The organism is Pseudofrankia sp. EUN1h (genome assembly GCF_001854645.1).
In the GTDB taxonomy this organism is placed as follows: Bacteria; Actinomycetota; Actinomycetes; order Frankiales; family Frankiaceae; genus Pseudofrankia; species Pseudofrankia saprophytica.
In genome coordinates this window covers 130105-153090 of the sequence record NZ_MBLN01000049.1, presented here as the reverse complement: position 1 = coordinate 153090, position 22986 = coordinate 130105, and the positions used below count along the sequence as shown (strand labels likewise).

The 22986-nt window shown below is 68.5% G+C and carries 17 protein-coding genes; 13 read left to right on the top strand and 4 right to left on the bottom strand.

Annotation, left to right across the window (positions count from 1 at the left end; all coding sequences use genetic code 11):
- Window positions 1-301 precede the first annotated feature (301 nt).
- Window positions 302-790, bottom strand: coding sequence for a hypothetical protein (locus BCD49_RS15460; protein WP_071041611.1), 489 nt, complete (start codon window positions 788-790; stop codon window positions 302-304).
- Window positions 791-2171: 1381 nt separating this feature from the next.
- Here BCD49_RS15460 and BCD49_RS15455 point away from each other — a divergent pair.
- From BCD49_RS15455 to BCD49_RS43135, 3 genes are all read left to right on the top strand, one after another.
- On the top strand, window positions 2172-3485 hold the full coding sequence (locus tag BCD49_RS15455; RefSeq protein WP_007516512.1) for an FAD-dependent oxidoreductase: 1314 nt from the start codon (window positions 2172-2174) through the stop codon (window positions 3483-3485).
- The gene (locus BCD49_RS15450; RefSeq protein WP_007516511.1) at window positions 3482-4129 is read left to right on the top strand and encodes a HEAT repeat domain-containing protein; all 648 of its coding nucleotides are present in this window, start codon (window positions 3482-3484) and stop codon (window positions 4127-4129) included. The genes BCD49_RS15455 and BCD49_RS15450 overlap by 4 nt, the downstream gene beginning before the upstream one ends.
- A gap of 104 nt (window positions 4130-4233) precedes the next feature.
- Entirely contained in the window at window positions 4234-4743 is a 510-nt protein-coding gene (locus BCD49_RS43135; RefSeq protein WP_007516510.1) for a hypothetical protein, read from the top strand.
- 637 nt (window positions 4744-5380) lie between these two features.
- On the opposite strand, the gene BCD49_RS15440 is transcribed toward BCD49_RS43135, so the two are convergent.
- Window positions 5381-5902, bottom strand: coding sequence for an RrF2 family transcriptional regulator (locus BCD49_RS15440; protein ID WP_007516508.1), 522 nt, complete (start codon window positions 5900-5902; stop codon window positions 5381-5383).
- A gap of 58 nt (window positions 5903-5960) precedes the next feature.
- Between BCD49_RS15440 and BCD49_RS15435 the strand changes: the two genes are divergently transcribed.
- From BCD49_RS15435 to fxsT, 9 genes are all read left to right on the top strand, one after another.
- Window positions 5961-6695 (top strand): SDR family oxidoreductase, encoded by a 735-nt coding sequence (locus tag BCD49_RS15435; protein ID WP_007516507.1) that lies wholly within the window; start codon window positions 5961-5963, stop codon window positions 6693-6695.
- 130 nt (window positions 6696-6825) lie between these two features.
- Window positions 6826-8154 (top strand): NAD(P)/FAD-dependent oxidoreductase, encoded by a 1329-nt coding sequence (locus BCD49_RS15430; protein WP_007516506.1) that lies wholly within the window; start codon window positions 6826-6828, stop codon window positions 8152-8154.
- A gap of 326 nt (window positions 8155-8480) precedes the next feature.
- Window positions 8481-8720 carry a lipopolysaccharide assembly protein LapA domain-containing protein gene (locus BCD49_RS46145; RefSeq protein ID WP_335341693.1) on the top strand — a complete coding sequence of 80 codons (240 nt, stop codon included), beginning with the start codon at window positions 8481-8483 and terminating at the stop codon, window positions 8718-8720.
- 157 nt (window positions 8721-8877) lie between these two features.
- The gene (locus BCD49_RS15420) at window positions 8878-9453 is read left to right on the top strand and encodes a PaaI family thioesterase (RefSeq protein ID WP_035928415.1); all 576 of its coding nucleotides are present in this window, start codon (window positions 8878-8880) and stop codon (window positions 9451-9453) included.
- A gap of 308 nt (window positions 9454-9761) precedes the next feature.
- Window positions 9762-10748, top strand: coding sequence for a ParA family protein (locus BCD49_RS15415; protein ID WP_007516500.1), 987 nt, complete (start codon window positions 9762-9764; stop codon window positions 10746-10748).
- Between the two features lie 132 nt (window positions 10749-10880).
- Window positions 10881-11570, top strand: coding sequence for a M50 family metallopeptidase (locus tag BCD49_RS15410; protein ID WP_007516499.1), 690 nt, complete (start codon window positions 10881-10883; stop codon window positions 11568-11570).
- Between the two features lie 327 nt (window positions 11571-11897).
- On the top strand, window positions 11898-13364 hold the full coding sequence (locus BCD49_RS15405) for a VMAP-C domain-containing protein (protein ID WP_083401494.1): 1467 nt from the start codon (window positions 11898-11900) through the stop codon (window positions 13362-13364).
- Between the two features lie 92 nt (window positions 13365-13456).
- The gene (locus tag BCD49_RS15400; protein WP_035924895.1) at window positions 13457-14560 is read left to right on the top strand and encodes an AAA family ATPase; all 1104 of its coding nucleotides are present in this window, start codon (window positions 13457-13459) and stop codon (window positions 14558-14560) included.
- On the top strand, window positions 14557-18750 hold the full coding sequence (fxsT, locus tag BCD49_RS15395; protein WP_007516496.1) for an FxSxx-COOH system tetratricopeptide repeat protein: 4194 nt from the start codon (window positions 14557-14559) through the stop codon (window positions 18748-18750). Before BCD49_RS15400 ends, fxsT begins: the two co-directional genes overlap by 4 nt.
- 30 nt (window positions 18751-18780) lie before the next feature.
- Here the strand turns inward: fxsT and BCD49_RS40640 are convergent, their stop codons facing one another.
- The gene (locus BCD49_RS40640) at window positions 18781-20142 is read right to left on the bottom strand and encodes an aKG-HExxH-type peptide beta-hydroxylase (RefSeq protein ID WP_241832335.1); all 1362 of its coding nucleotides are present in this window, start codon (window positions 20140-20142) and stop codon (window positions 18781-18783) included.
- A 535-nt stretch (window positions 20143-20677) separates the two neighbouring features.
- The gene (locus BCD49_RS44110) at window positions 20678-20851 is read right to left on the bottom strand and encodes a hypothetical protein (RefSeq protein ID WP_007516494.1); all 174 of its coding nucleotides are present in this window, start codon (window positions 20849-20851) and stop codon (window positions 20678-20680) included.
- Between the two features lie 457 nt (window positions 20852-21308).
- Between BCD49_RS44110 and BCD49_RS15385 the strand changes: the two genes are divergently transcribed.
- Window positions 21309-22952, top strand: coding sequence for a VMAP-C domain-containing protein (locus BCD49_RS15385; RefSeq protein ID WP_131803462.1), 1644 nt, complete (start codon window positions 21309-21311; stop codon window positions 22950-22952).
- Window positions 22953-22986 lie beyond the last annotated feature (34 nt).

Sequence of the window (22986 nt, the reverse complement as noted above, 5' to 3'; positions counted from 1 at the left end):
AGCCCTCGTCGCAGTCACCGGACGCGAGCATCGGCCCCACCCCCTGGACGCGGGCGTGCTCACGTACCTCGGCGTCGGTGGGCCAACTGCCGGAACCGCCCTTGACCTGCGGGATTTGGACCAGTAACGGCGCGTCCTCGCCGTCCGCGAACACCGCGGCTCGACCTGCCGGCAGGCTCGCCATGGCCACGTCCTGACGGGTGGTCATCACCATGGTGTCACCGAGCACGTCACGGTCGTCCCCGGCCACGATGCGGTGGGCCACCTTCAGGTTGGTGTTCTTCAGCACGTCCCGCGCGACCTAGGTGGGTATCTGGTCCACCACGACCACGCCCTGCCCATAGGCGCGGATCTCCGAAAGCAGGCCGGTGAACGTCTCCACGGCCTTGCCCATGGCGTCGGCCTCCGCCTCCGAGCGGTCCTTGYCGGCGCCGGTGTCGGCGAGCAGTCTGTGGGCCTCCTCCACGATAAGGAGATGCCGCAGCTTCTCGATGTCGCCCTCGGTTCGGCGCTGCTCGACCAGCCGGATCATCAGCAGGCCCATCATGAATGCCTTGTCGTCGTCATCGCCCATGCCTTCAAGTTCGAGCACGGTCGGCTGCCCGAGCAGCGTGGACATCGGCAGTGAGCCGCGCGTGTCGAGCATGCGTCCCTTGCCTCCCGTGCGCAGGCCGTCAAGCCGGGTGCGCAGGGCCACGCGCAGGTCGCCGGTCACCTTCTCCTCGTACCCGAGCCCAGGCACGATCTCCTCGAGCAGGGTCCGTTCCCCGGCGCTGTCGTAGCGCTCCACGCGGAAGCTCCAGATCGTTCTCGTACTGGTTCTCGCCGTGGAACTCCGAGCGCACCTGCGCCCCGCGCACTTGACCGTCGACGGCGGTCGTACTGCCCACTGCTGGGGTCACGCCGGCGACGCGCCGGAAGTCAGGGCGATCGAGGCCCGTTGCCGTCGGGGCGCTGAAGGTGCCGCCGCTCCGAGCCTCCGGGCCCCGTGTCTCCGAGGTCGGCCCGCCCTGCCGGTTGCCACGTGGCCGCCAACCGCCGTCGCCTGGGCGAGCACTCCGATCCGAGGGCGGACCCGGCGGCAGGATGTCGTCCCCAGATGCTCCCGAGGGCCAGGACTGCCTTTCGGGGGAGTCTAGAGGCCCCGACCGGACGGACGGTGGCGTCACCGGCGGGGGTGGGGCCGCAGAGAACGGCTGGYCGCAGTGGCCGCACACCCGGTCACCCGCTGCCGGCGCCGCCCCACAACGGACGCATGCTCGGACACCGACCATGTGCCAATTTTATGGCTGCCCCCATTTTTACGCAGGTCGGCGAATCCGGGGCCGAGTATCGCGTCGCCGATGCGTCCGATGATTGCCGGTCAGCGCCGTTCCGTACGCGATGCGACGTGATGACCATTTTCGCAGGTCCTGCCTGACCGCATTTTGACGATCTCGCCTGGTCGGCGTCTGATGAAGCCGAAATTTGTGGAGCGAGTTCGGCGAAGATGTCTCGGTCTCCGACGGATCGAGATTTCGGGTGTCCGTGGGGTGGAGCTGTGGAGGGGAAGTAATGGGTGAGATGCCGAGTGATCGGCGATCGCAGTCCGAGGAGAGGCGATCGGACTCGCCGCGCGCCGGAGCCAGCGATCGAGGTGAGTCCGCTGGCGGACGCGACCGCTCCCACTTCAGCGATCGAGAACGGAAGGAGTACGAGTCCGCAGACAGGACCATCCATGCTCGCACCAACTTCACGAAAAATGACGGTCATGGCGAGAGGTCGGGGAGCGCTGACTCGTACGCGAGCAAGGATCCGGACGGGAGGTCGAGGATCGAGACCGAGGTCAGAAACAAGGAAGGCAACGTCGAAAAGAGATCCGACTCGGTGACCGAACACAAGAACGGAAAGGACTACACGCATACGGATAAATATGGCGGGGCTGGTAGGAAGGCGGTAGCTCCGATTCCGTGACGTCCACTTCGAAGGATGGCAAGACCTCCAAGTCCCACACCGACAAATATGACGGCGACGGAAAGAAGACGGGCAGTTCGGACACCACGACCGCAACCGGGAAGGATGGAAGAAGCAACACTCACATCAACGGCAACGAGGTGGCATAGGAGCCAGCCCGGTATGGGTACCTGACGGACTACTACGAAGGCGCCAACTGGAGAGGAGAAGCCTGTCAAATGATAGATCTCGACGTGCTTGTTATCGGAGGCGGCGCGCAGGGCCTCTGGCTCCTGAACGATCTGAGCAAGCGTCAGTACAGGACGGTGCTCCTCGAGCGTGGCGAACTGGGCGGCGGCCAGACATGTCACTCGCATGGCCTCATACATCGGGGTCATTACTACGACGACACGGACATGATGATAATTCTTAATGCGGCCGCGCAGTTCTGGGAGGCATTTGTAGATGAGAAGGGCATTGCCAAGCTAAACAAGTCCCGGGCGCTTGCCGGTTTCGGGCCGGGAACGGCGGTTCAGCGACACACATATTTTTGGAGCACGGCCGGTCTAAATTTTGACGAATGTCCGGAGTGGCCCGAGGCTCTGCTGGGGGGCAAGGTAAAGCATCTCTTCGAGACGGATGAGTTTTCGCTTGACGCGAGTGAGGTGGTGAAGGGCCTTTCTCGCGATGTCGACCATGCGACATACAAGCTGGATGAGGGCGACGATGCTATCCGATTTATTCACGACGGGAAGTCCATCAGCAGTGTGGAGGCTTCGCTCTCGGGTACGCAGGTCGAGCTCAGGCCGAAGTTCGTGGTCATCGCCGCCGGGATCGGGAACTGCGGCCTGCTGGGAAGAATCGGAGCCAATCGGAACCCGAGCGCAGGAGAAACATTCGTTCAGGCGCAGCGTAAGAACCAGATGATGGTCCTGCGCGGTGACCATCTGCCGCTCATGACCGCGGTTTTTCCAATCCGCGGTGGGCTCCAGGGCGTCTTCCTCTGCTCCCGTGAGGACCCGGAGACCGGGAGGCCTGTCTGGCTCGTTTCCGATCACAACAGTGTGCCGTTTCCCATGGGATCCGACGGGACGCCCCAGACGAGCGCCTTCCCGTCTCAGGAGTGGGTGAAGCGCATGCTGATATCGCTGTCATCGGTCGCTCCGGGACTGTTCGTGGACGACGACTCCAGCAAATTGGAGGTTTCCGTCTACACAGGCCTTACCTCCGAGCGCAGCTTCGGAGTCGGACAGCACATGACTGACATGTACATCGATCCGCTCGGGTTCGACAACGTCCTGACTGTCTGGCCCACCAAACTCACCATGACTCCGTTCGCCAGCAATGTCGTCATGAGGTTCATCCGCCCGAAGGTGCCGGAGCCGGCCGGCGGTTGGCCCAGGGTCGAGCGCGAGATCACCGCGCGGGCGCCCCTTGTCGCGAATGAGATGTGGCAGCGGACACGAGTGAGCACGCCCTACGAGGTGAAGACCCCGTGGCTCCCCTTCCGTCATTTCCTCGAAGAGTGGCGCGCGGAAAAGGAGATCGGATGACGGACGAACTCGGCAGGCTGGCGAGCGAGCTCCGGGAGCAGACGGACAATACGCAGAGGCGCGTTGCGGCCAAGCGCCTGCGAGAGTTGGCGTTCGCGAGGAGAAGAAGCCTCGAAAAAAGGGGGTCACTAGATCACCCGGCTAACGGAGAAATGACCCTGGGTGACCTGGACTCCCTTCGTTCGGCAATTTACGCCACTGACCGCTCGGTTCGGCTTGACGCAATAGTTGCCGCTGGTGACCTCGGCGATGAGACCTTCGTCGCGGACCTTGCCGCCCAATGCGAGAGCGCCGACCAAGAAATACGCCTGGCAGCAATAGACTCACTCGGCGACATCGGCGGTCCTGAAAGCGTCTCCGTTCTCATTCCACTCGCGACCAATCCGGAGGAGGGGGCGGATATCCGTCTGGCGGCGATGACCGAGTTCGAGGAGCTTGCGGCAAAGAACATCACATCGGGCCCCGATCGCCGGATCGGTACAAACCTTCAGGGGACCACCGAGGCTTGGCCGGTGTTCTCGCGTCTCGTCAGGTCGAAGCTCGTCGGCGCGATGCGCGCTACCGAGGCCGACCCCTCGGCGGACGAATTTCTGCGGTTGAAGGCCGCCGATATTCTTATGTATCTTCGCGAGCGTGTCGTCTGACATGAGAATTTACGCAGGACCTCACGTTGTTCCCGCTGACCCGCGAGCATCGTGCAACGTGACCTCGCCATCGGTTTGACTTCTTTTCATGGAGGTCTGACGACATGGGAAAATCACCTGAAGGTGGCTCCGGCGCCGGGCGCGGTCTTAGATTCTGGAGCCTCACACTGGCCACAGGTGCAGTAGTAGCCCTGCTGGGAACCTGGATAGTGGCAGCGATGACCGTCCGGCCGACAATAACCCTGAGCGCGGCGAGCACACTCCTTGAGAACTTTCACCGCGACGCCGCTGATCCGGCGAAGGTGAGAGATGCCTGGAACACGATGACGACGACGAACTACCGTCGATATGTGGGGATTACGTATCCGAAGTTCAGAGAATTTTGGCAGAACGAGACGCCGCCTGATATCGTCCATGTGTCGAAGGACGGAGATCAGACGTTTTCCGTCCTGCTTGTGTATCACCCGAAGGGCGGCGGCAATCTTCAGAATCAATTCGCCGCAGTCCTTGTCTGTGATGACTGGCGAGCGCGATGGACCTTCGGTGACTGTGGTGCCGAGTCGTTGCGACTCGATGACATAAAACACTACGACTATCGAGTCGTGCAGGGATAGGGTGCGCACCCGGTCAACCCCGGCGTAAGTTCCCGGCCTTGTATCTGGGAGATGGCGAGGTGTGTTTGGTATGCCTGCTGCTGCCAGGTCCAATATACGCCGAGCCGGTCGCAGGTGTTCCAGCCTGGGCATTCTGGGTCGTGGGTGCCGATGCCGAAGATATTGACGCGATATGTCCTCGGCCGGGGTCGGCGGCAGGTCGGTCCCGATGTCGCGGTTCGCGTCATATCGCGGCGTCCGGCAGATGGCCGGTCATTCGGTTGCGTACTTACCTGAGGATTGGGAACTGTAATCGGCACCTCTGTTGTCGATGGAGTGGGGATACCGATGCCTTCTCGTTCGATCTCCGGGATCGGCTGGTTCTGTCTGGCTGTATTCCTCCTGCTGGCCGCGGCTGTGGTGCTGGCTCTTGACTCCGTGGAGTTTCCACCCGAAGGCGGGAGGCAGAGTCAGATCGTTGCCAGCTGCTACCAGCTCCCAGACGGGAATGTGGTGTGTGACAGGTAGGGCCCATGATGCGTGACATCCAGGGCGGTCGGGGGCAGGGGCGCCATTGCCGGCGTTGCGCGCCTGCCCACCGCGCCCGCGAGCGACCCTCTGATCCGCCGCTCCACACCGCCGGTCGCCGTCGCGCTGGTCAGTGCTCCGCCGGGGTCAGCCAGGCGCCGATCTGGCCGAGGACGTCGGACTCGTAGTCGTGGGCCACCGAACGGCTCAGGTCGGCGATCGATACCTCGCGCAGGGCCGCGCGCCAGGCGTGGTCGGCGGCGAGCATCGTGCGGGTGATGGCGCAGGGCGCGGTGCACGCCTCCGGCGGGGCGGCCAGTGGGCCCCGCTGCCGGATCTCCGCGCACACGAACGTCGGCTGCGGTCCCTCGACGGCCTCGACCACGTCGAGCGCCGTGATCTCCTCCGGTGGGCGGGTCAGCACGTATCCGCCGGACTTGCCCTGCACCGACCGCACCAGCTCCGCGCGGGACAGCGCCTGCAGGTGCTTGGCCAGGTACGTCGCCGAGACCCCGTGCAGCTGCGCCAAACGGGCCGCGGGGACCGGTTCGCTCGCCGCGGTCAGCACCACGCAGCAGTGCAACGCCGCCTCGACCCCACCGGACAACCGCACGGGTTCAGCGTATAGACGGCGACTTGACTCGGACAACATGTGTCTGGGTAAGGTGTAACTCGGACATGATGAATCCGAGTTATGAAAGGCTGACACCATGAAGATCGCGGTCATCGGCACGGGCCTCATCGGATCCCAGGTCGCGCGCAAGCTCGCGGCGGCCGGCCACGAGGTCGGCGCGCACTCGCGCGCCACCGGCGTCGACCTGCTCACCGGCGCGGGGCTCGACGAGGCGGTACGCGGCGCCCAGGTCGTCGTGGACCTGACCAACTCCCCGACCTTCGACGAGGCGTCGGTGGACTTCTTCCGGACGTCGGTCACCAACCTCCTGGCCGCCGCCTCCGGGGCTGGCGCCAGCCATGTCGTCGCGCTGTCGATCGTCGGCGTAGACCAGGTGCCCGACCTGGTCTACTACCGGGCCAAGACGCTGCAGGAGGACCTGGTCAAGGCCGGTCCCCTCCCGTACTCGATCGTTCGCGCGACCCAGTTCATGGAGTTCGTCCCGGCGGTGCTGGCCTGGACCACCGACGGCGACGTCGTACGCCTGCCGGCCACRCCGATCCAGCCGATCGCCGCCGCGGAGGTCGCCGACGCCGTCGCCGAGGTCGCGGCCGGCGCCCCGCTGGCTGGCACGCGCGAGGTCGGCGGGCCCGAGGTCTTCCCGCTCGACGAGCTGGGCCGCGTCACCCTGGCCGCGACCGGCGACGGGCGCCGGGTCGTCACCGACGAGACGGCGGGCATGTTCGCCGCGGTCAAGGGCGACGTGCTCACCACGTCAGAGGGTGCCCACATCGCGGCCACGCACTACCGCGACTGGCTGCGGTCGCGCTGACCCGGTCGCCCCGCCCCTGTCCCAGATGCCGCCCCTGTCCGCGATACCGCGTACGCCGGGGGTTTTCACATCTGCGAGCGCCGCGCCGTCTAGACAGTGTGGAGACGGAACAGATCGAACAGGGGGCGCCATGCGCAGGATCCTGATCGTCGGCGGCGGCTACGCCGGCTTCTACGCGGCCTGGAAGCTGGAGCGGAAGCTCCGTTCGGGCGAGGCCGAGGTCACCCTCGTCGACCCCCGCCCGTACATGACCTACCAGCCGTTCCTGCCCGAGGTCGTGGCCGGCTCGGTCGAGGCGCGGCACGCCGCGGTGTCGCTGCGCCGTCACCTACGCCGCACCCGGGTCATCGCCGCGACAGTGACCGCGATCGACCATGCCAACCGGGTGGCCACCGTCCAGCCCGCCGACGCGGACACGTTCGAGCTCGGCTACGACCTGATCGTCGTCACCGCCGGCGCGGTCACGCGGAAGATCCCCGTGCCCGGCATCGCCGAGCGGGCGATCGGCCTCAAGCACGTCGAGGAGGCCGTCGCCATCCGGGACCAGCTGCTGACCGCGTTCGACCGGGCCGCCGCGCTCCCGCCCGGTCCGCGGCGGCGCAAGCTGCTCACGGTCACCTTCGTCGGCGGCGGCTTCTCCGGGGTGGAGGGCTTCGGCGAGCTGCTGTCGCTGGCGACCGCGCTGTTCAAGCGCTACCCGGAGCTGCGCCGCGACGAGCTGGGGTTCCACCTGGTCGAGGCCTCGGGCCGCATCCTGCCCGAGGTCACCGACCGGCCGGGACGCTGGGTGGTGCGCTCGCTGGAACGCCGCGGCGCGCACGTCCACCTGAACACCCAGGTGACCTCCGCCGTCGACGGGCACGTGGTGCTCTCCACCGGCGCGGAGTTCGACTCGGAGCTGATCATCTGGACCGTGGGCAACGGCGGGAACCCCGTCATCGGCAGGCACACGGACCTCCCGGTCGACGAACGCGGCCTGGTCGTCGTCCGGCCGGACCTGCGGGTCGGCACCGAGAGCCATCCCGTGCCCGACGCCTGGGCGGCCGGCGACGACGCCGCCGTGCCCGACCTCGCGTCGCCTGTCCCGGGTGCGCGCACCGTGCCCAACGCCCAGCACGCCTATCGGCAGGGAAAGCTGCTGGCCCACAACCTCATCGCCACCCTGCGGGGCCGGGAGCCGAAGAAGTACGTGCACCACAGCCTCGGCGCCGTCGCGACCCTCGGCCTCGGCCACGGCATCTTCCAGTACCGGCGCATCGTCGTCACGGGGCTGCCGGCGTGGCTCATGCACCGTGGCTATCACGTGCTGGCCGTGCCGAGCTGGGAGCGCAAGGCGCGGGTCTTCGTGATCTGGCTGACCGCCGCGCTGTTCGGCCGCGACGCCCTCTCGCTCGCGGCCGTGCAGCACCCTCGGGACGCGTTCGTCAGCGGTGGTGAACCGTCCGCCCTTCCGGAGTAGGCGGAACGATGCCGGATGCCGGAGCCCGCGTCCAGACTTGCTCTGAGCTGCCGGAACGGGGTCGGGTGGATCTACACTTGCGGGAGCTTGGGGTGCCATAGGGGAGAGGGACGCTGATGACCGCGCCAGGGCAGCCGACCGGGAGTTTCAACTACGCGCCACCGGGGTCGACGGGCGGAGCACCGGTTCCACCTCCGTCGGGCCCCGTGGCGCCGACGGCGCCGCGAGGCCCCGTGGCGCCGGGCGCCCCCGTACCACCGACGCAGCCCGGGGGGACCAGACGCCGGCTGCCGGGGAGGCGCCAGCGTGGCGGCGGGGTCAGCTGGGTGGTCTATGCCGTGACCGTCCTCGTGCTCGTCCTCGCGATCATGGTCGTGCTGTTCGTCGCCCAGAACGACCAGAAGGTCACGATCTGGCTGTTCGGCACGCGCAAGTACATGTCGGTGGCCGGAGCGCTGAGCATCGCCGCGGCCGCCGGGCTGGTCGTCGGTCTGTTGATCGGTCTCATCACGCAGATCCCCGTGCGCCGCAAGCTGCGAGCCGCCAAGCGCCGCCTCGAGGGCTGACCGACCCGCTCCGCACGCCTCGCCGGCCAGGCCCGCCCCGCCCGGCGGTCTCGGGCGGCCGCAGGCGGCCTCGGGCGGGCCGGACCGAGGTCGGACCAAATGAGAGCTGGGTCGCGAACGGCCTGATGACGGTGACGGGTTGGATATCGTCCGGCTCGTGACGGCGTCTCGAACCGATCTTCCGGCCGGCGCGGCGGTGCCGGCGCGGCATCCGGACGCGCCGGCGCCGGGAACCGTCCTGCCCGCGCACTACGCGCACTGCTTCGGTTGCGGGCCCGCCGAGGAGCACGGCCTGCACCTGACGATCGTGGCCGGCGAGGGTGTCGAACTGACGGCGACCCTGGAGGTCACCGAGCACCATCAGGGCGCCCCGGGGCTGGCGCACGGCGGCCTGCTGGCGTCGGCTCTCGACGAGATCCTCGGCATGCTCGGCCATCTGACCCGGATGAGCTGTGTCACCGCTCGGCTCGAGACCGACTTCCGGCGGCCGGTGCCGGTCGGCACGACGCTTCACCTGCGGTCTCGGGCCGACGGGGTCGCTGGGCGCAAGCTGTACGCGAGCGCCGAAGGATGCCTCGGCGCCCCCGACGGTCCGGTCGCGGTCCGGGCCCGCGCCCTGTTCGTCCAGGTCGGCCTGGAACACTTCGCCGAGCACGGCCGGGCCGAGGAGCTCGAGGCGATCGTTCGCGACCCGGGCCTGGTCAGCGTCCCGGACTACCCCGTCAACCCGTAGCACGCCCGTGCCCTGGCCTTCGCGGTCACCGTCATCGCGGGCCGATCTGGCGTCGCCCGCCGCCGCCGCGGGCGGCGGCCTGGAAGCGGCGTGGGGACGCCGCGTGCCGAGGCCGGGTCGACGGCCGGCGGGGCAGGTGGTAAGCGGAATTGACGGATGCGTGCGACACGCCGTGACGGGGCCACCCATAGCCGCTTACGGCCCGTCTTGTCGGTACGCTCCAATCGCGGCCAAGGTCTGCTGCTGGACCAGCGGCTGGTGCTGTGCCACCGGCCGTGCCGCCCCTCGCGGAAATGGCAGGTTCATTCGTGGCTGGTTTCTCCGACGCGCCCTCGGCGGGCGGCGCTTCCCGGGTGCCCTTCGGTGAGGTCACCATCGAGAAGCCGCGTATCCCCGAGGAGGGCCGCCTCGAGCTGGCCCCCGCCGACGACAAGGTCGGCCAGACGGGTCCGACGGGACGGCCGATGCCGCTGTTCCCGGTGCCCGAGCCCCTGACGTCGCACGGTCCCGCCTGGGTGCTCGCCATGTGCAACCAGAAGGGCGGCGTCGGCAAGACCACCAGCACCATCAACCTGGGCGCCGCGCTCGCCGAGTACGGCCGCCGCGTGCTGCTCGTCGACTTCGACCCGCAGGGCGCGCTCTCCGTCGGCCTGGGCATCAACCCCAACCAGTTCGAACTGACCGTGCACGACCTGCTGCTGGGCGGCGGTGACACGGACATCGACGATGTGATCATCGAAACCCAGGTCGAGAACCTGGACCTGCTGCCCAGCAACATCGACCTGTCCGCCGGCGAGGTGCTGCTCGTCAGCGAGGTCGGCCGCGAGCACAGCCTGACGCGCACCCTGAAGCCGGTCCTCGACGACTACGACGTCATCCTGGTCGACTGCCAGCCGTCGCTCGGCCTGCTCACGGTGAACGCGCTGACGGCGGCCGACGCCGTGATCATCCCGCTGGAGTGCGAGTACTTCGCGCTGCGGGGTGTCGCGCTGCTGCTGCAGACGATCGACAAGGTCCGGGACCGGCTCAACTCCCGCCTCGACCTGGCCGGGATCCTCGCGACCATGTACGACGCCCGCACCCTGCACGCCCGCGAGGTGCTCGCCCGGGTCGTCGAGCGTTTCCCCGACGAGGTGTTCCACACGGTGATCAACCGGACGGTCCGTTTCCCCGAGACGACCGTCGCCGGCGAGCCGATCACCACCTACGCCCCGACCTCCGTCGGCGCGGCCGGTTACCGCCGCCTCGCCCGCGAGCTCATCACCCGCCGGGGAACGCCGCCGGCCGTCGGGTAGCGCTCCCCGCACGCCTCGCGGGCCCGGGCCGCCCCTGCCGACGGAAGTTCGATTCGACAGTGGGAGAATCGGCGCCTACTGCGGCGTTGTAGGGACGACGGAGACGGACGAACTGGAGGCGGACGACCTCTCGTGCTGTTCCACCTGGCCGAGCCCGCGGCGCTGCTCGGGATCTTCCTTGCCCTGGTCATCGGGGTCTACGCCCATGACACTGCCCAGATCTTCGCCGCGCGGCTGGCGCGTGACCCGACACCGCTGCGGTCGGGGCGGCTGAAGGCTCGACCGCTACCGACCCGGGTCAGCCCCTTCAGCGCGGTCGCGATGCTGATCGCCGGCAACGGCTGGACCGAACCGATCGGGATGAACGAGGTCTGGCGCAAGCGCCGGTTCCACGTCAGCGCGGCCATCCTCGCCGGACCACTCGCCTACCTGTTGCTCGCCTTCGGGGCGGTGGCGGGAGTCGCGGGCCTGTCCGACCCGGCCACGCTGGTCATCGGCGACCGGACCATCGAGTACGACAGCATCGACAGCTTCCCGGCGGAGCTGCTGCTCGCGATGGCCGTCACCTTCGCCGCGATGTTCATCCTGAGCCTGATCCCCATCCCGCCGACCGATGGCGGCCGGGTGCTCTTCCTGCTCGGGCCACAGTCACCCGGCTGGCGCAACGCGAACTACAAGCTCACCGAGACCCACCTCGGCGTCATCCTGCTGCTGGTGATCCTCCTCGTCCCCATCCTGATTCCGAGCCTCCCGTCGATCGTCGGCCAGCTCGCGCCACCGCTCCTGCGGGGACTGGGCAACATCGTCGGGATCAGCCTCTAGCGGTTCGACGGCCATCCGTCCCGGCAGGGCCGCCGCGCTTTCGACGCATCGATCACATGCCTCGTCGCTTCCGGCTGTCTGGCTGAGGGCCAACCGGTACCACCGTGGGTTAGCAGACGAGGCGCGGGCTGGACCGGCTCGGGCTCGTTGCTCCATTCGCCGTTGGCGCACCATCTTTCGCGGCTAGGGTGACTTTGTCACTTTCCGTGCGCTCCGCGAGCGCACAGCGGCGCGCCGGCACGGGGGACCGGATCAGGTGAGCATGGTGGCGACGCGGGGCGGCGCATGACCGTGCCCGCGCGACCTCTCCGGACGGCGGAGGGTGTGGTGCGCCGTAGGCGTGCCTCGGCGGAGATGGCGATCGCCGAGCTGCTGGCCACGGCTCCGGTGCTGCACGGTGAGCAGAGCCGTCGCCTGTTGCTCAGCAGGCTCTCCCAACGGTCCGAAACGCGGCTCGACGTGTCCGACTACCCGACCGGCCGGCAGTGGTTCCTCGGGCTGGTCTCGGTCTGCGACAGCTCCCTCGTCGGGTTGGCCCATCTACCCGCCGCCGCGGGCGACCTCGGCCTCGCCGACGCGACCCTCGCCGAACTGTCCCGCCTGGCCGACCGCTGGGAGGCCAGCGAGGCACTGGCCGACGCGTCCGACGACCTCCTGGCCCGGCTCGAGACCGCGCTGACCACGACGGCGCCCGCCACCGTCGCGCACGCCTACCRCCTGGCTCTCGGCGGGTTGGCGGTCAGCCCGCCGACGCACTGCGACACGGCCTGGGCGGTGCTGCTCCACCTGGCCGGTCGCAATGCCCCACTCGGCGCGCTGCCCCCGTATCTGGCGTTCCTCGACCAGGTGGGTGTTCTGCTCACTCCAGCGATCACGAACCAGGTCGGCCGGTTCCTCCGCAGGCAGGTGAATGGTGCCGGCCTGGCCGACCAGCTCGCGGACGCTCATGGCCGACGCACCGCCCAGGTCGGCCTCGTCCACCTCATCCTGCAGTTCGAGCGCAGCGAACTCGTCGATGGCCAGGTCGAGATGACCTGCTGGCGTCAATGGCCGGGAATCGAGGGATTCGAGCCATGTGGGACGCGGCTCGGCTCCAACGACGACCTGGAGGCGATGGCCGAGGACGCGATCGGGGAGCTGGAGGAGCTGCTCGCCGAGGGCGAGCAGCTGGTGGCGTTGGAGTTCATCCTGCCGCGCCCGCTGCTGGACCTGCCGGTCGAGCACTGGCGTACCGAGAACGACACCACGCTGCCCCGCCCCATCGGGCTGCGCTACCCCGTCGTGCTGCGCAGCCTCGAGCGCCAGCGACGCCGACGCGGGCAGCGGGAGTGGCGGCTGCGCTGGCGGGCGCTGACGAAGGGGGCGACGGGGTTTGCGCACTGTGACGCGTTCGGGGTGGGCGGCGGCGAACATGACCACGACCGTCTACAGACGAGGTTTCTTCGGGAGGACGCCATGGTCGCGCTCGTGCTGAGCGGCCCGCCGAGGGAGGACCTGGCCGCCTCCGAGCTGGACATCGCGCTGAACTGCGGGGTTCCGGTCGTGGTGTGGCATCGAGGTAGCCGAACCGAGGACGCGATCGCCGCCGCCATCCAGGCGTTCCTGGGGTCCGCGACCGGCGGTGCCGGCCTGACGGACCTGCGGGAACGGGCTCGGCGCCTGCGGGTGGACGCCCACCTCGCCAGACCTGATTGGCCGGACCTGGGCCGGCATCTCGCGCTGATGTGGGAGGACCCCGACCGTCAGCCGGAGCAGGGGCCCGAGATCGCCGCGCCGATGGCCAGGAGGCGATGACGGTGACCGAACCTCATGCGCCTGGGCCCGAGCAATCTGGCCCCGAGCACCCCGGCCTCCAGCAACCCGGCGCCGATCTGGCGGACGGGGGTATGCCTGTCCGCGACATGTCCCGACCGGTCTGGTGGCTGTTCCGTGGGACGGGGGAGCCTCTGCTGGTCGAGGAGCGCGACCGCCGCTGGCCGCCGGTGCCGCCCTGGCGGGACTTCGACGGTGGGCCTGACCTGCCGCCCCCGCCGGACGACGAGCACGAAGCCCGTCGCCGGCTCGGTCGCCGGCTCGTCGGGGGCGCCACCCGTCAGCTGAGCCACCGGCAGCTGTCGGTGATCAACACGGCGATCTACCTGCGCCGTCCGCTGCTCGTGACCGGAGGGCCCGGCTCCGGGAAGTCGAGCCTCGCCTACCTGATCGCCCGAGAGCTGGGCCTCGGCCGGGTACTTCGCTGGCCGATCACCAGCCGCACCACCGTGCGTGCCGGTCTGTACGAGTACGACGCGATCGGCCGGGCCCAGGCGGTCGTCGAGTCCGGCGCGGATGGTTCCGCAGGCATCCATCGGCAGGCGAGGCACGGCAGGGTCAGAACGGCCGGGCGGAGCTCGCGCGCCGCGCCCATCGGCGACTTCGTGCACCTGGGGCCACTGGGTACGGCGATGTTGCCGTACGCCTTCCCACGGGTGCTGCTCATCGACGAGCTCGACAAGAGTGACTACGACCTGCCCAACGACCTGTTAACGATCTTCGAAGACGGCGAGTTCGACCTGCCCGAGCTTGTTCGGGTGCGCAACCTGCAGCCCGAGGTCACGGTCTACACCGCGGACCGCGGCGCCACCGCCGTGATCCGGGGAGGGGTGGTCCGGGTGCATGCCTTTCCCATCATCGTCGTGACCAGCAACGGTGAGCGCGAGTTCCCCGCGGCCTTCCTCCGCCGCTGCGTCCGTCTCGACGTACCCGACCCCGACTCTGACGCGCTCACGAACATGGTCGCCGCGCACTTCCCGGAGGCCAGCGAAGCCGGCTACCAGAGCGTCGTCGAGGAGTTCGTGGCCCGCCGCCGCCACGGCATGCTCGCCGCCGACCAGCTGCTCAACGCCGCGCACCTGGTCATGTCCGGCGTTCTCGACGGCGACGAGCGGGACCGAGGCGAGCTGCTGGCCACAGTGTGGCGCCGTCTCGACCCAGGGGGTGACGGGGGATGACGGCCGGGGTCGGACCCGACGGTCACACCAGCTGGTCGACGGATCCCATGGACCTCGCGGACACCGTCTGGCTGGCGCTGTTCGCCGACGACCTGCCAGACCGGGCCGCCGGGCTGCCCCGGGCGGACAGCGACCCTCTGGACGAGGAATCCCTGGCCGACCTGGCGGCGCCTCGTCAGCCGCCCAACCCGCGCGAAGAGTCCGGCGAACCGGCTGGGGTCGACGGTGGCGGTCCGCGCTCGTCGCATCTGCCGCCGTCCTCCGGCGAGCCACTGGATACCGGCGATTCGGTAACGGGGGAGGCCGCCGTAGGCGGGTCGGGCGTCACTGGCTGGGACCGGCCGGTCGCCAGCAGCCGGCCCCGGCGCCGCGGCCGGTCCTGGCTGGCCCCTCGGCCCGCGACCCTGACCGCCCTGCTCGAACAGCCACGCGGGCTACGCCAGGCTCTGGAGCCCATTCGCCAGCTGGTCCCCTCTGCGGGCGAGACCGTGCTGGACGACGAGGCGACGGCCGAGCACCTGGCGGACGGGCGCTGGCGGCCCGAGTACCAGCCGGTTCTGGAGCGCCGCTATGCCCTGACCCTGGTCGTCGACGACAACTGGACGATGACGATCTGGTCGGCGCTGGTGCCGCGGCTCGTCGGCGCGCTCGAACGGCTCGGAGTGTTCCGCGACGTCCGGGTGTGCTACCTCGACACCGACGTGGCGGCGACCCGGGCGCTGAGGCTGCGTGGCAGTCGCCGCCGCGCCGCCGGGTTCTCGCCGGCCCAGCTCCTGGAGTCGCCCGGCCGCCGGATCATCTGGGTGCTGACCGACGGCATGGGCGCGGCCTGGCGACGAGGGCTGATGGAACCCGTGCTGTGGTCGTGGGCGCGGTCGCTGCAGGTCGCGCTGCTGTCCACGGTGCCGCGATCCACGTTGCGCCATACCGGAATCGACCAGTACCAGGACAACCCTGCGGAGACGGAGGCCGTGGCGGTACCGGTGCTGTTGGCGCATCCGGTCTCGATCGGCCGCTGGGCCGACCATCTCGCTGGCCAGGACGTCGGGGAGCCCTGGCTGCCCGTGCTACCGGCTCTGCACGTCGGGCCACGACGGCAGGCACCCGCCGATGCACCCGACATGGCGCCCGAAGCCGACCGCGACGCGGAAGGCGCGGACGTTCTCGACCGGCCTGAGCCGCCGCGCACCCTGGTTGCCCGCCTGCGCTCGGCTACGAGCCCCGCCGCGTTCCGGCTGGCGACCCGGCTGGCCGCCGCGCCGATCACCCGTTCCACGATGCAGCGGCTCATGGCCACCATCGAAGGGCCGGTGGGGACGTCCTCGGCCGCGCTCGCGGAGCTGTTCGCGCATGGCGTGCTTCATCCAGTCGCCGACTGGCCGACGGACGACGGAGCCATCGCCTATGACTTCGCGCCAGGGCTGCGCGAGCACCTTCTCTCGTATGGCAGCAGGGCGGAGACCCTGCGAGTGCTACGGATTGTGGACGCCGAGCTGGGCGGCCGAATCGAGGCGGTGCGTCACCTGAGCCGGGCACTGACCGACCCAGACGACACGCCCCTACCGGCCGTCACGGCCGCGAGCGTCGACTACCTCACCGTCGAGGCGACGGCCCTCGCCGCCCTGTCCGGCCGCTACCTCGCCCGTGCCCGTCGCCTCCAGGCAGCTCTTCGGCGGGGTCCGGCCTCGGGGCACGGAACCACCCGCCCCTACATCCTTGGCAATGTCCCGCCGAGGAACCCCAGATTCGTCGACCGGGAGGCGCTGCTGGATACCCTCCGCAACCGGCTGGCGGAGGGCGGCTCCGCGATGCTGCCCGAGGCGCTGCATGGCATGGGCGGGGTCGGGAAGTCGCAGGTGGCCGTCGAGTATGTGCACCGGTACGGACGCGAGTTCGATCTGGTCTGGTGGGTGCCCGCCGAGCACTCGGCGCAGATCAGCAGCTCGCTGGTCGAGCTGGCGCAGCGCCTGGACCTGCCGGTCAGTACGGAGGTGAACTCCGCGGTTCCGGCGGTGCTGGAGGCGCTGCGCCTCGGGCAGCCGTACGCGAAATGGCTACTCGTGTTCGACAACGCCGATGATCCGCAGGTGGTGCGCGACTACATCGTGCCCAGTGACTTGGGGCGTGTGCTCGTCACGACACGTAACTCTGACTGGGCAGCGGTGGCGCGGTCACTCGAGATCGGCGTGTTCACGCGGGCGGCGAGCATCGAGCTGCTACGACGACGCAGGCCCGAGCTGACGGCACGGGACGGCGACAGCCTGGCCGAGGTGCTTGGGAACCTGCCGCTCGCGGTCGAACATGCGGCGGCCTGGCTCGTCGCCACGGGAATGGCGGTCGAGAGCTACCTGCGACTGCTCCGGGAGAAGAAGGAGGAGCTGCTCGATGCCGGATCGCCGGCCGAGGATGAGCTGCCCATCCTGGCGGCGTGGAACGTCTCTCTCGACCGGCTCGGGAGTACCCATCCGGGCGCGCTGCGCCTACTGCAGCTGTTTGCGTTTCTGGCCGCGACGCCGATTCCCATGAGGATTCTTCGAGGCGGCCGGGCCACTGGGACGACGCCGGAGCTCGACGCCGTACTGCGTGACCCGACCGAGCTCGACATGGCGCTGCGCCAGATCTCCCAGTACGCGCTCGCCCGGATCGACCGCTCCGCCGACACGATCGTGGTGCACAGCCTCGCGCAAGACGTTGTCCGCACCCGGATGACGCCGGACGAGGACGCGGCCATCCACGGCGAGGTGCTCAACCTGCTGGCGGCGCACGATCCCGGAGTGCCCGACGACCCGGCGACCTGGCCCGCGTACGCCCAGCTCTATCCGCACGTGATCTCCAGCAGCGCGGTGGACAGTGACGCGGCCGGGGTTCGGGCGCTGGTCGTCGACGAGATCATCTACCTGTACAGGTTCGGTGACCACCGAAGCGGCCTCGAGCTCGCGGAACGCGCCCACCAGACATGGACGGTCGCCTCGGGCGAGGCGGCTCCGTCCACTCTCCAGGTCGCCGGCTGGCTCGGCTGGCTCTATTTCATCGTCGGCCGGTACGCCGATGCGGCGCGTACCAATGCCCGCGTACTGGAGCTGTCCACCCAGGTGAACGGCGCCGATCACGCCGAGACCCTGCTCACGATGGGGAACTGCATCACCGACCGGATCGTCGCCGGGGATTTCGAGGCCGCCCTGGAGATCGCGCGGGAGCGTCTCCGCCGGGCCGAGCGCGCCCATGGGCCCGATGACGGCGACACGATGCTGGCCGCGCATGACGTGGCGGTGGGCCTGCGGCTCGTCGGTAGATTTGCCGATGCCCGAGCGCTCGACGAGGTGACCTGGCGCCGCAAGGCCGAACTTTTCGGCGAGGGAAACCTGGAGACGCTGCGTACCTTGCTCAGTCTCGCGCTGGACCAAGAGGCGTTGGGTGACTACCACGGTGCTCTCACCCGGTGCGAAGAGCTGGTCCGACTTCTTGAGCGAGCCGTCGACAGGCGACCTGACCATTTCCAGCTGTTGCAGACGCGGGGGCTGCGAGCTGTGGTTCTACGGAAATCCGGAAGATATGCGGACGCGCTTGCGTCTAGTAGGCAGGTCACCGTAGCTTCGGAGCGACGCTACGGTGAAAATCATCCGCGTGCGATTGCCGCAGCGGTTGCCTTCGCCATCGACCTGCGGGATGCCGGAATGTTGGACGAAGCGCGAGAAATATCCGAAGCGGCGTGGCGGCGTTACGTACGTGTTTTCGGTGGGGACCAGCCGTACACGTTGGCGGCGAGTGTGCAGCTGGCCATTGTCACCCGACGGTCCGGCGATCCGGAGAGTGCGCTCGACTGGGACACGGCCGCGCATACAGGCCTTCGGCGGCGGCTCGGCGAAAATCATCCTTGGGTGTTGGCGGCGGCGACCAACCTGGCCAGCGATCGCCATGCGCTCGGGCGGATTGTCCTCGCTCACGAACTGGACGCCGATACATATGACCGGTCGCGCCGTGCCCTGGGGGACAATCATCCGTCGACCCTGTTGGCGGGTGCAAACCTCGCGATGGACGTCCGTGAGCTCGGTCGGCTGGAGGAGAGCGAGCGGATGCTGGAGAGGACGATGCAGAGCCTATATCGCGTATTAGGTGCCCATCATCCGCTGGCCAGGAGTGTTGGCGAGCGCCGGCGGGTCGACATCGACATCAACCCGCAACCTCTCTAAAGTTCTCAGCGCCCGAATGCGGTGCAACCACTAGCCGGCATCGGYGCTGAGCCCATGACCGATCCAGGTGGCGAGTTCGACCGGTGTGGGGCGGTGGTCGCTCCTTGCCGCGACGGTGGTGGCGATCGCCCGTACGAGTTCGGGCCGGGTGAGGAGGGCCTGGGCCGCCACCGGTTCTCCGGTTGCCGCCAGCGCTCGTCCGAGGCCGGTCCAGGCGCCGGCTCGGCCTGGTTCAGTCGCAAGCTCATCAAGGTAGACTGCGCGTGCCTCGTCGTATCGACGGGCGACAAGCAACAGGTCGGCCTTCTCGGCCCCCGGTATCGAATGTGGTATCAGTGCGTCTGCCATCTCGGTCGCGCTCACACGGCGACCGAGCCACCCACGTGTGGCAAAGGCGATCGCGTCCAGATGTCTGGCCGACGGGTCCGGCTTGACGACTGTCTCCGTGAGGTCGAGAACGGGCGGTGGCGCCTCAGGCCGCCATGCCTTGGCCAAGGCGGCGACAACCGTCGTCGGCGGGTGCAGATGGTGCAGCCGCCATCGGCCGTAGTGGTCAGCGGCCGCCAGGCGCGCCAGCTCCTCGACCGCGTCCGGCACCGGCTCATGCATCCACTCGTCGATGACAGCGGAGACGCCGACGAAGAAACGTGCTCCGACCGCCGTCAATTCGGGCCTACCACGCACTCGCCGCAGCGCACTGTGTACTCGCCGCCGCCACAGGGCGAATTCGAAGAAGGAAGAAGCTCCCGCCTCGGCCCCTGCCAGTCTGGCTCGGCTCCTCCAGAAGCCGGCCACTCCGAAGAACGCGAAGGTACCCTGCATCAGTCCGCGTAGGGGACGAGGATCATCTCGCCAGGGTGAGTAGAAGCATCGCTCGTCCCCGGCTTCGCTGGCGAGGACGATGTCGGTAAGGTGCATGAGCACCCCGAGCTGGGCATGGTAAAATTCGTGTACAAGGGTCGCAGCGAGTTGCTCGCCATCGCGAGGCTCGGAGATTAGGACCTTGCCGAACGCATCCCCCGCAGAGGCGCTAAAGATTCTGGTTGATTCGTCGGCGGGTAGCGGAACGACGGTCGAGGTTGCCAGCGCGAGCGCGTCGGCCTGGTTGGCATCTGTCTCACGCAAGATGCCCCAAGCCTCGTCCAGGGCATTTTCCCAACGCCGCGTGGCGCTGTTGCTCAGTCTGCCCGGTGAAGCGGTTCCGAGTAGCATGCGGTAGGGGTTGGTGTCATCTAGGTCGACGATGAGCTGCGCCTTTGGTGGGCCGACTCGAACCCAGGTATGCTTACGCCAGGTCGCGGTCGTGTCCGCGGAGAGCCCACCCGGATCGCGATCCGGCCCAGTGAGCCAACCATTCGCCCTGACACTGACGGTTCCATCGCCGGTCGCCACGACCGCCGGCTCCCAGGGTTCGGAGTACGGCCCCCGCGCCCAGCCGACAGTCGGTAGCGTAACCTCGCCGCATCGTGCGGGAACTCGCAGCCGCGCTCGAACATTCGCCCGTGCTGCCACTGAGGCGGCAATCGCGTGTAGGTAGCCGACATCGACCCACRGCGGCTCGCGCCAGGTTTGTGGGTCATCGGGACGACCTGAGCGCAGTCGTCGCAGGACGTGCGCGGCCCATGCTCCGGTCTCTGGCAGGGTAAGGACCACGCTGGTCTGGCGAGCGTTTACTCGCTGCGCGTCGACCAAARGATCCCACGCGACGTCGACATCCTCCAGGGGGCCTGTGGCCTGAGCGCCCGCCGCGCGCGCGACATCAAGGACGGCCCGCAGCAAGACGGYACGGTGACTCCGCTCGGCGTCGAGGAGAGCGGCCCCCGTTGCGGCATCGGCCTTACCTGCAGCGATCTGGTCGACAGTCGACCAGGACAGCGCGAGACGTTCCAGCTGCCGACTGCCGGATGGCGACGCCGGCTGATCGGCATCAGTCAAGGCGTCGACTTGCGGAACCTAGCCGGTCGTCACGATCGATAGCCCGCGCGAGTATGCGCTCGATGCCCGCCCGCAGCGCATCGTCGTCGTTGGTCCTGAGCTCCGCCAGCGGAATGTCAGCGATGTCGGGGAGATCGGACTGGATAACGGCGTCCAGCGCGGGCACGCCTGGCTCCTTCCTGGGGACCTGTCGAGCGCGAGCGCATGGTGCGCTCCGACGAGGTGGCAGCCTCGGTCCCGGCTAGGCGGTGAGACTACCGCTCGACTGTGTCGCCTCCAGCGGCACGTGATGTGGCCACGCCCACTCGGCCGGTCGGAGGCGACGTCTGGTCCTCACAGGCGGCCATGGTGTCCCAAAAGTACTGTTTGGTCGCGGTCGGGTGGCGAGGGCAGGCTCGATGGCTGAGCACCGATCGGCGCCCCTGATCCGGTTGGTAGTCAGGACTGCGGGCATTGGCGCAGATAAGGTGATCGAGGGTTGATAGTGTGACCCTGAGGGTCACTGCGGGCCGGGACGGGGACCGGAGGCAGGTGAGCGTGGTGTCCTGCTTGCCCATGGCTGTGGGTGGACCTGGCGTGTTCACCGAATGTAACGGGCCTGCGCGCTCGCTCTGGATCGTGTGTTGAACGAACAGGACAGACGTACGACGCGGCGGCGTGCGGAGGTCGAGCGTGAAATCGCCGACGTTCTCCGTGACTGCCCGTCGCTGCAAGGCGAGGTCGCCCATCACGTGCTGGTCGGTCGACTACTGCGGCGTGGGGGTGTCTCGTTGTCGGTACCGGCAGCGGCGACGGACGCCATCTGGTTCCTGGGGCTCATCGGAGTGTGTCAGCGTGCGCTGGGCGGCTTCGCGGAGCTGGCATGTGCTGTCGAGGACCTGCGTGTGGAACAACCGACCGTGGACGCTCTCGCGCGTCTCGCTGATCGTTGGGAGGCCTACGGCGAGCTGGGCGACGTTCCGGACGGGGTGTTGCATCAACTGGAGGTTGAGCTGCGGCTTCTCACACCAGTCGACGTCAGCGGCGCCTACCGCCACACCGCCGGCGATAGTGCCCGCACAGTGCCGGCCTATTGCGACACGGCTTGGGCCGCGCTGCTCTGGCTTTTCTGCCAGAACGCCTCGCCGCCCGACCCCGCGTCGGACTCGGTCGCGGGACCGGGCATGCCCACCTTGCCGGCCCCGTCGCTGCCGCCGTCAATGACCTTCCTCGAGGCCGTAAAGGACGCACTGAGCCCCGCGACGGCGGGCCAGGTCGACGCGTGGAACCGTCGACGTGCCCGGGACGCCGGCCTGGTCCGACAACTGGACGAAATCCGCCTACGCCGCGACCCACAGACACGTGAACCTGGCGTAGTCCACCTGATCTTTCAGTTCGAGCTGCGCCGGGCGGCCGACCATGCTGCCGGGCAGCCGATGACCCGATCGCAAGAGATCGAGGTGGCTTGCTGGCGGCAGTGGCCCAGGTCGGAACGCTTCGAGCGGGTCGCGGCGACGGTGTGCACGGCAGGCGAACTGCCGCGGCTGACCAGCGAGGCGGTCGTGGGACTGGAGGAAGAGCTCCGGGACGCCGAGGACTTGATCATGATCGAGTTCATCCTGTCTCACGAGCTACTCCATCTGCCGGTGGAACACTGGCAGATGGAGTACGACGACCGACTGCCCAGCGCGATCGGGCTCGGCTACCCACTTGCGTTGCGCTCGCTGGAGAGACAGCGCAGAACGAGTTGGCACCGCCGGTGGCGCCGTCGCTGGCGGCGGCTGGCCGAGGGGGACGGACACGGCGTGCACTGGGACGCCGACAACGCTGGTGGAGATCTGTCTAAGTTGTACGCGTCTACCATCGAGGACGAGAACACCGTCGCGGTGGCTCTTTCCGGTCCGCCGAGAAGACGTGGCGGCCGGACCGGACGGGAGCTGAACATCGCCTTGCAGTGCGGTGTGCCGATCATCATGTGGCACCGCGGCGAGCCGACCCACGCTGCCTCCACAGCACTACGTGCCTTCCTCGACGGCATCGAGGGCGAACCGATCGTCCACGTGGGCCACGGCGGTGTCGCCGTTGCGCCGGCTGACCTGGATGAACGGCCCGACATCGCCGGCGTCGTAGGGGTCCGGCCGGCCGTCAGTCAGCTCACTGACCTGCGCGACCGGGCTCAGCGGCTGCGGGCGCGGGCCTATCGGATCTCCGCCGCGAGTCAGGATCTGGGCTGGCACCTCGCGCTGATATGGGATGATCCCGACCGGCAGCCAGAGCGGGTGTGGTGACGGCCATTCTTGTGGAGCGGAGGCGGGTAGGTAG